The 12,906-nt window shown below is 73.9% G+C and carries 10 protein-coding genes; 5 read left to right on the top strand and 5 right to left on the bottom strand.

Annotated features, from left to right (window positions below; translation table 11 throughout):
- Positions 1 to 61: 61 nt before the first annotated feature.
- The 3 genes from POL25_RS34725 to POL25_RS34715 are packed head-to-tail and all read right to left on the bottom strand — an operon-like array spanning position 62 to position 2,969.
- Positions 62 to 1,465, bottom strand: a complete 1,404-nt coding sequence (locus POL25_RS34725) for a GH3 domain-containing protein (protein ID WP_272090605.1) — start codon at positions 1,463 to 1,465, stop codon at positions 62 to 64.
- A gap of 11 nt (positions 1,466 to 1,476) precedes the next feature.
- Complete coding sequence (locus POL25_RS34720) at positions 1,477 to 2,469, bottom strand: helix-turn-helix domain-containing protein (RefSeq protein WP_272090604.1); 993 nt, start codon at positions 2,467 to 2,469, stop codon at positions 1,477 to 1,479.
- Positions 2,466 to 2,969, bottom strand: coding sequence for a hypothetical protein (locus POL25_RS34715; RefSeq protein WP_272090603.1), 504 nt, complete (start codon positions 2,967 to 2,969; stop codon positions 2,466 to 2,468). Before POL25_RS34715 ends, POL25_RS34720 begins: the two co-directional genes overlap by 4 nt.
- Positions 2,970 to 3,054: 85 nt before the next feature.
- On the opposite strand from POL25_RS34715, the gene gshB reads away from it, so the two are divergent.
- The gene (gene gshB / locus POL25_RS34710; protein WP_272090602.1) at positions 3,055 to 4,029 is read left to right on the top strand and encodes a glutathione synthase; all 975 of its coding nucleotides are present in this window, start codon (positions 3,055 to 3,057) and stop codon (positions 4,027 to 4,029) included.
- A gap of 54 nt (positions 4,030 to 4,083) precedes the next feature.
- Positions 4,084 to 4,854 (top strand): RNA polymerase sigma factor, encoded by a 771-nt coding sequence (locus POL25_RS34705; RefSeq protein WP_272090601.1) that lies wholly within the window; start codon positions 4,084 to 4,086, stop codon positions 4,852 to 4,854.
- 130 nt (positions 4,855 to 4,984) lie between these two features.
- On the opposite strand, the gene POL25_RS34700 is transcribed toward POL25_RS34705, so the two are convergent.
- Positions 4,985 to 5,170 (bottom strand): hypothetical protein, encoded by a 186-nt coding sequence (locus tag POL25_RS34700; protein ID WP_272090600.1) that lies wholly within the window; start codon positions 5,168 to 5,170, stop codon positions 4,985 to 4,987.
- Between POL25_RS34700 and POL25_RS34695 the strand changes: the two genes are divergently transcribed.
- Positions 5,169 to 5,360: a hypothetical protein gene (locus POL25_RS34695; RefSeq protein ID WP_272090599.1), complete on the top strand. Its 192-nt coding sequence runs from the start codon at positions 5,169 to 5,171 to the stop codon at positions 5,358 to 5,360. The genes POL25_RS34700 and POL25_RS34695 overlap by 2 nt on opposite strands.
- 559 nt (positions 5,361 to 5,919) lie before the next feature.
- On the opposite strand, the gene POL25_RS34690 is transcribed toward POL25_RS34695, so the two are convergent.
- On the bottom strand, positions 5,920 to 6,549 hold the full coding sequence (locus POL25_RS34690) for an RNA polymerase sigma factor (RefSeq protein WP_272090598.1): 630 nt from the start codon (positions 6,547 to 6,549) through the stop codon (positions 5,920 to 5,922).
- 459 nt (positions 6,550 to 7,008) lie between these two features.
- Here POL25_RS34690 and POL25_RS34685 point away from each other — a divergent pair, with 459 nt between their 5' ends.
- Both POL25_RS34685 and POL25_RS34680 read left to right on the top strand, forming a co-directional pair.
- Positions 7,009 to 9,855, top strand: a complete 2,847-nt coding sequence (locus POL25_RS34685) for a serine/threonine-protein kinase (RefSeq protein WP_272090597.1) — start codon at positions 7,009 to 7,011, stop codon at positions 9,853 to 9,855.
- Positions 9,852 to 12,752 carry a serine/threonine-protein kinase gene (locus POL25_RS34680; protein WP_272090596.1) on the top strand — a complete coding sequence of 967 codons (2,901 nt, stop codon included), beginning with the start codon at positions 9,852 to 9,854 and terminating at the stop codon, positions 12,750 to 12,752. The genes POL25_RS34685 and POL25_RS34680 overlap by 4 nt, the downstream gene beginning before the upstream one ends.
- The last annotated feature ends 154 nt before the right edge of the window (positions 12,753 to 12,906 follow it).

Here is a 12,906-nt window from a genome sequence, read left to right as displayed (position 1 = left end):
CGAGGTGTCGAGATCGCGCGCCTGGCGGGCATGTCTTGTTAGACATGTCCCATGGGACATCTCAGTGCTCGAGCACTCGCACGACGGGTCCGGCCACCTTGTGGTCGAGGCGGCGCGCTGCCTGGTCCCACGCTTCCTTGAACGCGCCCGGCGGGACCAGCTCGACCCGTGGCGGGCGTAGCTGGCGGGCGGCGCGGAGGTGGGCGTACGCCGGGCTGCGGCGGATCAGGTCGTCGTCGATCGAGCGGCCGAGGCGGGCGCGGAAGTCGGCTCGCGCCACGCCTTGCACCTCGACCTGCACGTGCAATCCCGTCGCGCGCAGTGGTTGGCGGACGCCCGACACGTCGGCCGAGCCCAGCTCCGTGTCGGCGAAGTGGTTCGGGCGCGACTCTGCCGGCGACGGGTCGTCGGCCACGCTCTGGGGGTCGGGCCGGACCGTCGCTGCCACCAGGGCCGGGTCCTCCGGGCGGAACGCCGCGCGCACGCTCGCGGCCAGCTCGGCGCCCGGCAGCGACAGCCCGGCCAGCGGCACCGCCGGGTCGGGCGCGGGCAGGCGGACCACGCGGGGGCGGGGGAACGGGACCAGGGCCGTCGGCGGGTCGAAGCCGACCACGCGCACGAACTCGCCGGTGCGCAGGCGCAGGCAACCTGTGCCCGAGGACACCACCAGCTCGTAGCGCTCGCCGACGATCGCGTGCTCGGGCCACAGCGCCGCCGCCTCGGCCGAGCCGCGGCGGTCGTCGCTCGGCGGCAGCAGCTCGAGGATCGCGCTGGCCAGGGCCAGGGTGAAGCCGCGGGCCGGCGGGCGCAGCGACGGCAGCCCGAGCCGGCCCGCGCGCGGATCGATCCACCCGGCCGCGTGCAGCTCGGCGCGGGCGCGCAGTTGCAGGCGCACGTCGAAGCTGGCCAGCAGCAGCCGCAGGTCGGGCAGGCGGCGCTCGAGCGGCCCGCGGACCTGCTCCTCGAGGCAGGCGAACGCGGCCGCGCTCGGGCTGACCAAAAGGCCAGGTGCGAACGCGGCCAGCCGCTCCAGCGCCGCCGCCGGGTCGTCGATCGCGTGCAGGCGCAGCACCTCGGCCCCGAGCGCCGCGAGGTCGTCCTCGGCGATCGCGTCGACCGCGGGGTCGGCCCGGCGGGCCTGCAGCAGGCCGGCGCGCAGGGGTGCCCCCGGGGACATGCTCGATCGGACATGCTCGGAGAGCCATGTCTTCCAGACCAGCACGACCTCCTCGCGCTCGGCGGCCGCGCCGGCGTCGGCCGGGCCGTCGAGGTCGAGCAGCGGCTCGACGCGGGCCGCGTGGGCGCGGGCGTCGTGCAGCGGGACCTGGGCCCGCAGGTCGGGCAGGCCGGCGAGGCGGCGCAGGCCGAACGTGCGGCCGAGCTCACCGCCGCCGAGTTGGTCGACGAGGCGCTCGAGGCAGCGCTCGCGTCCGGGTGCTCGCAGCGGCCGCGGGGACTCGGACATCGGCGCTCCGGTCAGCCCGAGCCGAGCTCGCGGCGGAGGGCGGCGACCACCCGGGTCGCGTGTTGTCGGCGCTCGCGCAGCGAGCCGGCCTGCTGGGCGGTGGCCAGGCCGTCGACGCCGGCGATGAAGCGCTCGAGGTGGGCCAGCGCCTGGCCCTTGCCGCCGACGGCCAGCAGCGCGCGGGCCAGCCCGTAGTGGGCCTCGAGCGAGTCGGGCGCGGTGCGCAGCAGCTGGCGGTAGCCGGCGATCGCCGTCTCCGGGTCACCTGTCCTGAGGGCCAGGGCCGCCAGGTTGGCCTGGGCCTCGTGCTGGCCCGGGTCGCAGCGCAGCGCCTGGTCGAAGTGGTCGCGGGCGCCGTCGAGGTCGCCGACGGCGGCCAGCAGCGCGCCGAGGTTGGTGTAGGCCGCGGCGAACTCGGGGTCGAGGTCGAGCGCGCGGTCGTAGGCCTCGCGGGCCTCGGTGAACGCCGGGTCGTCGGGGTCGTCGCCGCTCCACGCGGCCTCGCGGTCGCACGCGTGGAGGAACCACTCGTACGCGCTGCGCTCGGGCGTCGGCCCGTGCAGGCGCGGCATCGCCAGCACCTGCGCGACCTCTTGATGCAGCGTCTGCACGTTGAGGTCGAGCAGCACCTGGCCGGTCGCGGCCTCGAAGCTGTGGGTCTGGTCCTCGACCACCACGCGCTCGTGCTCGCAGCGGACGCGCAGGCGGGACAGCGGTTGGTCGACCTCGGGCAGCTTGACGCGCAGCGAGTCGAGGCTGCGGCGCACCCGCTGCAGCGGCATCCCGGCGCCCAGCAGCTCGCGCGCGACCTTGATGGCGATGAGGTCGCGGAAGCTGTAGAAGGTGCGGCCGCGGACCCTTATCGAAGGGCTGATGAAGCCGGTCTGGGCCCAGTAGCGCAGGCGGCTCTCGGGCAGCTCGAACAGGCGCGACACGTCGCGCACCGCGTACGCCGACGGCGCCGACGGGTCCGATGCCATGCTGGTCTCGTTCGTCTCGCTCATCGCTTGCTCGCCTCGCGTGCGGTCTCCAGCGATACCATGGCATCGCCGTCGATGAAGACGCGCGGCCCCTCGCTGCGCACGTGATGATCGATCTCCACCAGCAGCTGCGCGGCTGGCACACCCGCCAGTCGCGCCAGCTCACCTCGTGCCAGGACGACGAGCTTCTGCCGCACCCGCGCGCTCCCCAGCATCAGCTCCGCCAGCTTGTCCGCGGTCGCCACGTCGGCCGGCTCGCAGAAGTGGGCGGCGCAGCGGCGCAGGTCGACCGTCACCATCACCGTCGCGTAGAACCGCTGGCCTGGCGCGCGCCTGCCGCGACCGAGCTCCGGCCCGGCCTCGATCACTAGCTCGCCGTACTTGAAGAGCAGCTCGAGCGCGCTGGGGGCCAGCACCTCGCGGATCTCCCGCCGGATGAGCTGGACCTTTTGGACCTTCGCCCAGCCCGGTTCGGGCAATTGCGCCTTGGGCGCGGATGCAGCTCGCGGTTGTCGGGCGGCCATGGGTCCACAAGTATGTGCATGTAGGACATGCACCTCCAAATTTCCTGCGGGCGCGGGACCGCCCCCGAGCGGGTATCCTGGGGCCATGCCGACCGCCAAGCATGCCCGGGGGGACGTGCTCTTCGTCCTCGACCCGCTCGAGACGATCCACCCCAAGAAGGACAGCTCGTACCTGATGATCGCCGAGGCGCTGCGGCGCGGCTACCAGCCGTGGTCGGTCGAGCTGCCGGGGCTGCTGCTGCGCGGCGCCGACGCCGTCGCCCGGGCCACCCCGCTCGGGCTGCACGAGCCCGGCGCGCCGCTCGCCCCGACCGGCGACCCGCAGGTGCGCGCGCTGGCCAGCTTCCGGGTGGTGGTGATGCGCAAGGACCCGCCGGTCGACCCCGATTTCGTGACCGCGACGTGGTGCCTCGACCGGGCGGTCAGCCACACGCTGGTGATCAATCAACCGCAGGGCCTGCGCGACCTGAGCGAGAAGCTGGCGATCCTCGACTTCCCGCAGTTCATCCCGCGCACCTTCTTGCTGCGCACGATCGGCGACCTCCGCGACGCGCTCGCCGAACTCGGCGGGCAGATGATTCTCAAGCCGGTGTTCGGATTCGGCGGACGCGAGGTGCTGATCGCTCGCGACGGCGATCCGAACCTCAGCACGCTGTTCGAACTGGCGACCCACGACGGCCGCACGTGGACCATCGCGCAAGAGTTTGTGCCCGCCGCGAAGCACGGCGACAAACGCATCTTGTTGGTGGACGGCGAGGCGATCGGGGCCGTGATGCGGGTGCCGGCCGACGGCGAGCTGCGCAACAATTTCCATGCTGGGGGCAGCGCGGCGCTGACCCGGCTCAGCGCCCGCGACCGGGAGATCTGCGCCGCCGTGGGGCCTTTCGTGCGCGATCGGGGCCAATTCTTCGTCGGCATCGACGTGCTCGGCGAATTCCTCACCGAGATCAATGTGACCAGCCCGACCGGCATGCAGGAGATCAATCGCCTCGGCGGGCTGACCGGCGACGAGACGATGCAGGCGAGGTTCTGGGCCGCCCTCGAGCCGCAGCTGCGCTAGCACCGCCCCGCGACCCAAGCCGAGCGAATGATGCTAGATTGAACTCGCCCCCCGATGTCAAACCCGACCGAGCTCGCGACCCTGGTTCGCGCCGCGATCCCGCGCCTCTACGCATTCGCATACGTGATGTGCGGCGCGCGTGACGAGGCATTCGTCCAGGTCCGCGAGGCGCTGCGCAACGTCGACCGCGAGGCGCTGCTGGCCGCCGGTCGCCCCGGCGACTACCTGCTCGGCAGGCTGGCCCGCGGGATCGAGGACACGCTGGGCCGCAAGGCCGACCACAGCTTCGTCATCCTCGACAACATGCTGCGCAGCGAGGAGACGCAGCCGATCGACCCCGACAAGCCGCCGATCGAGGGCGACCTGGCGCGCGTGCCGGTGCTGCTGTGGGAGCTCAAGCGGACCTGCCTGGCGTCGGTGCTGGGGGCGCTGCCGCCGGGCGTGCGGGTCTCGTTCGTGGTCACCGACCTGTTCGGCTTCCCGCCCGCGGCCGCCGCCGAGCTGCTGGGGATCAAGGAGAGCGCCTTCCGCGTCCGCCTCACCCGCGCCCGCCGCCGCCTCGAAGACTACCTGGCGCCCCGCTGCGGCCACATCGACCGCCACAACCCTTGTTATTGCGAAGGCCGCCTGAACCTGGCCCTCGAGACAGACTTCGTCAAGCTGCCGCCGCACACCGCCGACGTGCCAGCCGCCGCCTACAACGACGAGCCCGAGCACCGCGACATCGCCGAGCTGTACCGCACGCTGCCGCCGGTCCTGCTGACCCCGGAACAGCACGAGACGCTGGTGACCGTGGCGGTCGGCGAGCCGGCGGTGCCAACATAGTAGGAGCGGGGACGGTCCGCGGGCCGCCCGCACAATCGTCAAACCAGTAGGAGCGGGGCCGGCGAATCGGGCCGCGGCCCTAGATGTCCCGGAGGACAGGTCACCCGCGCGGGCCGTGGCAATGCTGCCACTATCCGAACCGCCAGCCGACGAACGCCCGCGTCCTGAACAGCACGAGCACGCCCGGCCAGGTGAACTCGAACGAGGGCTCCACGCCCAGCAGCAGCCGCCTCCGCGGCCCGAGCGCCCCCTGTACGCCGGCGCCGAGCGAGACCAGGAAGAACAGCGGGGCTCGTCGACCTGGCCCGGCGAACATGTCCTTGGGGACCACCAGGATGTCGAGGCCCCGCGCGCGCCAGGCCGTAGCCGAACACCCGCTCGTTGCTCGCGCCGACGCGGAACTCGCCGCCGAAGCGCACCAGGTCGACGGCGGGCTGGCGCGGGCCGACCAGGTGCTCGAAGAACCCGCCGAGTTGCGCCGCGAAGCGCCGGCCACGGACCACTGAACGGCCGCCGCTGATGCCCCAGGCATAGAAGCGAAAGTCCGGATCGAGCACGTTGAAGGCGGCGATCCCGGGAGCGACGTGCAAGTAGGTGCCCGGCAGGCGCAGCCCGCTCGGCTCCGGAGCGGGAGGCGCGAGGTCGCGTGCGTCGGTCCGCCGCGCCGGCCCGGGCCGCTCGTCGTCGAAGGCCTGCGGCGCAGCCGGGGCGCGCTCGTCGTCGAGGCGCGGCGCGGGCGCAGGGTCGCCGGTCTGCGGCGCAGCCGGGGCGCGCTCGTCGTCGAGGCGCGGCGCGGGCCCGGCGTCGCCGGTCTGCGGCGCATCGGCAGGCGCGGGAGCAACCTCGGCGTCCGTCCCCGCAGCCTCGCCAGCAGGGGCCGGCTCGACGGCAGAGACGAGGAAACACAGGCCCAAGGCGACGGCGAACATCGTCGACTTCAGCTCTTATCGGCAGCCCGAGCGCCGGTCAAGCCTCGCTGCACGCGCATTCCAGGCGGCTGTCCCTGAGGACAGGTCGCCAAGTTCGTCGCCGACCGCCGATGCGCAAGATGTCCCAAAGGACAGGTTAAAGATCCGGATCGTCGCCGAGCACCTGGACGCGCAGGCGGGCGGCCCAGGCGTCGAGGTTGGCCAGGGTGCTGCGCAGCAGCTCCGCCGAGGTGCTGAGCTCGTGCAGGCGCGCCTCGAGCAGCTCGCGGCCGCGACGCAGGCGGGTCTTGGCGGTGCCGACGGGGATCGCCAACACCTCGGCCAGCTCGGCGGCGGTGATGCCCTCCCAGTAGTGCAGCTCGAGCACGACCTGATAGTCGACCGGGAGCCGCCGCAGACCCTCGAGCAGCAGCCGCTGCTCCTGCCGCGCCTCGACCGCGCTGATCGGCGACGACAGCTCGTGCGCCGAGTCCTCCGCGAAATCGACCCGCGCCTCGTCGCGCCGCTGCTCGCGGTAGTGCTTGCAGAGGATCTTGTAGGCGATGGCGAACAGGTAGCTGCGAAAGGCCGCCTCGTGACGGAAGCGCTCGCGGCCCTCGAGACAGGCGAGGAAGGTCCGCTGGATCAGGTCCGGCCCGGCCTCCCCGACCTTGTTGCGGAAGAACCGGGCGATCGCGGCGTAGTGGCGCGAGAACAGGCGCTTTCCGGCCTCCCGGTCGCCGCCGCGCCAGGCGTCCACGAGCGCCGTGTCGCTGTCGTCCACCACCGGGCCGCGATGCTAACAGGGAGCCGCGCCCCGGCGCTTCGCGGGGCCGGGGCTCGCGGCTGCAGGTCGGTCCCCGGGGAGATCGGCCCGGCCAGCGGGGGGCTTGCTCGTCGGCGCGAATTCGCACGCACGGCGATTTGGTCTGGGGTTTTCCGGCCCCAACCATGGATGCGCGGTTTCGCTTCGGTCCATGAGGGTTCGCCCGTTCGCCGCAAACCTGGCGCCATTCGCTGAATCGGCGCTGCTGGCGGGAAGAGCGGCGCGTTCTTGCGCGTTGAGAGGCCTATCACCGGGCCGGTTCTCTGCGAACGAGGACTTCCTCGCCCGGGAAAGCCCCGTCACCATCCTCCGGGTCTGCCGTAGCGAAAAAAGTTCAAGGGCCGCGATCCAGGGCCCCGACTTTGGGACAGCACCCTGAAAGCGGCCGTCATGCCAGCGTTTCGAGACCGAATCCGCGCGTTGTCGTCGTCCTCCTCGTCGGGCGAGCAGACGCTGCAGCACACGCCGGCCGGGGCCACGCCGGACGGGCGGCAGATCGATCCGAACGCGCCGACGCTGATCCCGCTGGTCCCGGCCGACACCCGGCCGCTCGCCCGTTCGCCGCGCCTCGAGGAAGTGCCCGCGCCGGCGAAGATCGGCCGCTTCACGGTCCTGCGCGAGCTCGGGCGCGGCGGCACCGGGGTGGTTTACGCCGCCTTCGACGAGCAGCTCGACCGCAAGGTCGCGGTCAAGCTGCTGCACTCCGAGACCCGCGAGGACGTGGCGCGGCTCCGGCTGATGCGCGAGGCGCAGGCGATGGCCCGGGTGTCGCACGCCAACATCGTCGGCGTGCACGAGGTCGGGACGTTCGGGCGTCAGGTCTACGTGGCGATGGAGTTCGTCCACGGGATGACGCTGCACTCGTGGCTCAAGCGGCAGCGGCGCAGCTTCGCCGAGATCGCCGCGACGTTCGTGCAGGCCGGCGCCGGGCTGCAGGCCGCGCACGAGGCCGGGCTGGTCCACCGCGACTTCAAGCCGGCCAACGTGATGGTCGGCAGCGACGGCCGCGCGCGCGTGCTCGACTTCGGCCTGGCCCGCGCCGAGCTCGAGCCCGGGCCGGCACCTGGCCTCGGGGACATGCGGCCCGCCGAGGAGCACGCGTCCGCGGTCGCCAACCTGCGCTCGCTCGACGCCTCGATCACCGTCACCGGCGTCATGCTCGGCACGCCGGCGTACATGTCCCCCGAGCAGTTCCTGGGCGGCCGCGTCGACGCCCGCGCCGACCAGTTCGCGTTCTGCGTCGCCCTGTTCGAGGCGGCCTACCGCGAGCGGCCGTTCAAGGGCGACACCCTGGCCGAGCTGATGTCGAGCGTGCTCGCCGGCCAGGTCCGCGACCTGCCGGCGCCGGCCGGGGTGCCGCGAGCCGTGCGCGCGCTGCTGCTGCGCGGCCTGGCCCGTGACCCCGCGGCGCGCTGGCCGAGCATGCGCCCGCTGCTGGCCGAGCTGGCCGCGTTCGCCCGCCCGCCGGCGCGCCGCAGCTGGGCGATCGCCGCCGTGGCGGCGACGCTGGTCGGCGGCGCCGGCCTCGGCCTGGCCTGGCAGACAGGTGCGTTCGCCGAGGCGTGCAGCGGCGAGGAGCGGCTGTCGGCGGTGTGGAACCACCAGCGGCGCGAGCACCTGGCCGAGGTCGCGGCGGCGTCGGGCGTGGCCCAGGCGCCGGCCGCCTGGTCGCGCGCGGCCGCGGCGTTCGACGCCTACGGGGCCGAGTGGGCCGAGGCGTACGGCGCGGCGTGCCGGCAGGAGTCGGCCGAGCAGCTCGACCTGCGCATGACCTGCCTGGGCGAGCGGCGCGACCACCTGGCGGCGGCGATCGACATGTTCCAGCGGCCCGACGACGTGCTGGTGACGCGGGTCGACGAGCTGACCGCCAGCCTGCCGCGGATCGCCAGCTGCAGCGACGACAAGTACCTGCGGGCCAAGGTGCGCCCGCCCGACGCCGCGGTGGCCGAGCGGGTCGCGGCGGCCCGCTCCGAGCTGACGCGGGCCGACGCGCTCGAGCTGGGCGGCCGCTTCGCCGAGGCGCTGAAGCTGCTGGGCGACGCCGAGGCGCTGGTGGCCGGGACCGGCTACTCGCCGGTGCAGGCCGAGCTGTCGTTCCGCCGCGGCTCGGTGCGCGAGAACGAGGGCGACTACCTCGGGGCGCGCAGCAGCTTCGAGGACGCGTTCTTCGTCGCCATCGCCGCCGGCCACCACGAGTTTGCGATCGACGCCGCGACCCGCCTGGCCTACCTGGTCGGCCGCCGCCTGCACGACGCGTTCGCCAGCCGCGACTGGCTGAAGCACGCCGAGATCTACGCCGCCCGCAGCGACGACCCGATCCGCCGCGCCCGCGCGCTGACGGTCCGCGGGGCGATCGCCAACCTGGCCGGCGAGCTCGGCGAGGCGCGCAAGGCCCTCACCGAGGCGCTGCGCCTCTATCACGCGGCCGGTCAGGAGGACACGACCGACTTCGCCCGGGCGCTGCGCTTCTACGGCGACCATTTGGTCAACGCCGGCGAGACCCGCGAGGCCATCGCCCAGCAGGAGCGCGCGCTCGCCATCATGCGGGCCAGGCTCGGGCCGCAGCACCCCGACGTGGCGATGATCCACAACAGCCTCGGCCTGGTGCTGCGCATCGACGGCCAGTACGAGCGCGCGCTGAAGGTCTTCAAGGAGGCGCTCGACGCCGCGGTCGACCTGCCGAACCAGCGCAACCACGTGTACATGACCCTGTGGGCCAACACCGGCTTCGCCTACGAGGCGATGAAGCAGCCGGAGCTGGCCGAGCAGCCGCTGCGCGAGGCGATCGCGGTGCTCGAGCGCTCGAGCGACCGCCTGCTCGGCGACAACTACGACATGCACAACTACCTCGGCATGATCTTGCGGGTGACGAAGCGCCCCGACGAGGCCGAGGTCGTGCTGTCGGCCACGCTGGCGCGCGCCGAGAAGAGCTGGGGCCCGACCGACCCGCGGCTGACGCAGGCGCTGCTCAACCTGGCCGAGCTGAGCCGCCTCGAGGGCCGGCCCGAGGCGGCGGTGGCGTTCGCCGAGCGGGCGCTGGCGCTGACCCGCCGCGACCCCAACCCGGCCAACGAGCACTGGCACTACTACGCGATCTGGCACCTGGCGGCCGCGCTGGCCGAGACCGGCGAGCAGCAGCGGGCGCTGGCGCTGGCCCACGAGGCCCGCGCGTTCGCGGTCAAGCAGCGCAAGGACAGCAAGAAGTGGGTGTCGGAGATCGACGAGTTCCTGACCAAGCAGGCGATGAAGCGGGGGGGCGGGCGATGATCGGCCCGACGATCGCGCCCGAGGCCCTGCGCCCGCAGGTCGAGGGCGACTTCGCCAACGAGCGCGTCAAGCAGGCGATCATGGCCAGCCTGTTCGACGAGCCGCTGGCGCCGGCCAAGATCGGCCGCTTCACGGTCCTGCGCGAGCTCGGGCGCGGCGGCACCGGGGTGGTCTACGCCGCCTACGACGAGGAGCTCGAGCGCAAGGTCGCGGTCAAGCTGCTGCACCCCGAGGCGACCGTCGCCTCGCAGGCCGACGCGCGGACCCGCCTGCTGCGCGAGGCCCAGGCGATGGCCCGGCTGTCGCACCCCAACATCGTCAGCGTGCACGAGGTCGGGACCCACCTCGACCAGGTCTACGTGGCCATGGAGTTCGTGCACGGCGTGACCTTGAGTACATGGCTCAAGCGACAGCAACGGAGCTGGCGCGAGGTCGTCGACGTGTTCCGCCAGGCCGCCTCGGGCCTGGCCGCCGCGCACGAGGCCGGGCTGGTCCACCGCGACTTCAAGCCGCAGAACGCGATGGTCGGCGACGACGGCCGGGTCCGCGTGCTCGACTTCGGCCTGGCCCGGGCCGAGAGCGACCCGCAGCTGTTCGCCGACCTCGAGCGGACCCGCGACCGCGACGGCAGCTTCGCCGCCGCCAGCCTGCGGGCGCTCGACGCGTCGCTGACGGTCACCGGCTCGCTGATCGGCACGCCGGCGTACATGGCCCCGGAGCAGTTCCGCGGCGACCGGGCCGACGCCCGCTCCGACCAGTTCGCGCTGTGCGTGGCGCTCTACGAGGCGCTGTTCCGCGGCCGGCCGTTCCCCGGCGACAACCTGGCCGAGCTGATGCGCGCGGTGCTGGCCGGCCACCTGCGCGACCCCGGCAGCGCCAAGGTCCCGCGCTCGCTGCGGGCCGCGGTGCTGCGCGGGCTGCAGGTCCGCCCCGAGCACCGCCACCCGTCGATGGACGCGTTCATCGCCGCCATCGACCGCGTGGTCGAGCCGCGCCGCGGCACGTGGCTGGCCGCCGCCGGCCTCACCGTGGGGCTGGCCGCGGTCGGTGCCGGCCTGTCCTATCAGACAGGTGTAGACATTCGCGTGTGCGAAGATCGGGCCCGTCAGGAGGTCGCGGCGGTGTGGAACCCGGCCCGCTTCGCCGGCGTCGGCGCGTCGCTGCGCGCGGTCGACCCGACGGTGGCGCAGTCGTGGACGGTGGCGCGCCGCCAGTACGACGCCTACGCCGAGCGCTGGGCCGATGTCGCCGCCGAGGCCTGCGTCGCCGCCGAGGTCCGCCACGAGCAGTCGAGCGGGCTCTACGAGCAGCGCCGGGCCTGCCTCGGCGATCGCCTGCGCGACTTCGAGGCGGTGCTCGACCTGTTCGGCCGCCCCGACACCGCGTTCGCCGTGCACGCCTCCGACCTGGTGGCCGGGCTCGAGACGCCCGAGTCGTGCGCCGACCCGCTCGAGCTGCAGCGCCGCCCGGCGCCGCCGGACGACCCGGAGCTGGCGCGCGCGCTGGCCGGGCAGCACGCGGCGATCGCCACCGCCGAGGCCCACCGCCGCGCCGGCAAGTTCACCGAGGCGCTGGCGGTGCTCGACGGGCTGACGCTGCCGGACGGCCGGCTGCCGCTGCGCGCCGACTACGAGCTGACCCGCGGCCGCGTGCTCGTCAGCAGCGGCCGGCCGAAGGACGCGCTGCTGTCGCTTCAGACCGCCTATTTCGCGGCCCTCGAGGCGGCCCGCGAGCGGGTGGCGATCGCCGCGGCGACCGAGCTGGTCGAGGTCACCGGCGTGCACCTGGCCGACTTCGACGCCGCCGAGCGGTGGGTCCGCCACGTCGAGGCGCTGCTGGCCCGCGGCGGCGCGCCGCCCCAGCGCGCGGCCCTGGCCGAGGCCCAGGGCCAGGTCGCGCTGGCCACCGGCCGCTACGCCGAGGCCCTCGGCCACTTCGAGCGCGCGATCGCCATGCACGAGCAGGCCGGCTCGTCGCACCTGCCCGAGGTCAGCGTGCTGTTCCGCCTGGCCGCCGACGCGGCCACCAGCCTCGGCCTGCTCGACAAGGCCCAGGAGCACGTCGACCGCGCCCTCGTGACCCTGCGCGACCGCCTGTGCGACCCGGGCGCGACGATGGCGACCGCGATCGATTACGCGAGCCTGGTCGCGACGAAGGACGCGGCGCCGGCGGCCGACACCGGCTGCTGCCAGCGCCACCCGGAGTTCGCCGGCAGCCTGCGCTCGGCCGGGATGCTGGCGCTGCGCCACGGCGAGGCCGACGCGGCCGCGGCGATCTTCGAGCGGGCGCAGCGAGGCGTCGCCGGGCTGGTGCCGGACGACAGCCACCTCGCGCTGCAGCTGACGAACGGCGCGGTCGAGGCGCTGATGCAGCGCGGCGAGCTGGCGCAGGCGGAACGTTTGGTCCGCCGCGCGCTGGCGGGGGCGAGCCGCGCGAGCGTGGGCCTGCCGATCGACGCCCGCCCGCTGCACCCGGAGCTGTTCCGCCTGCGGGTGTGGCTGGCCAAGGCGCTGCTGCATCAGGGCGATCTCGCCGGGGCCGAGGCGGAGATCCGGGCGACGATCGTCGACGCGGAGCGGGCGTGGGGCGACGACGAGCCCTACGTCGCCAGCGCGCTCGAGGTGCTGGCAGAGATCCTGGCCGGCGCCGGCCAGGCCCCGGAGGCGGTCACCGTCGCCGAGCGCGCCTACGCGGTCGCCAGCGCCCGCGGGGAGCTGGTCCAGCCGTCGCTGCGCTACGCCAGCGGGTTCCGCCTGGCCCGCTCGCTGGCCGCCGCCGGCCAGAGCGAGCGCGCCGAACACGTGGCCGAGGAGGCCCGCGCCCTCGCCGCGGCCGCCAGCGATGTCCGCATGGTCGAAGCCGTCGAGGCCTGGCTGCTCGCGCACAAGCGCGGCTAGCCGTTCGAACATGTCCTCAGAGACATGTTCGGACGCGTGTCCGTGAACGCTCGGGGGACATGTCTCATGGGACAGCTCGGACGGCTGTCCGCGCGCGCGCCGAAATCAGATGTCCCAAGGGTCAGCTCCGGTGCGCCCCGAAGCGCAGGCGCAG

It is taken from the genome of Nannocystis bainbridge, from assembly GCF_028368995.1.
In the GTDB taxonomy this organism is placed as follows: Bacteria; Myxococcota_A; Polyangia; order Nannocystales; family Nannocystaceae; genus Nannocystis; species Nannocystis bainbridge.
This window is presented reverse-complemented; position numbering and strand designations above follow the sequence as displayed.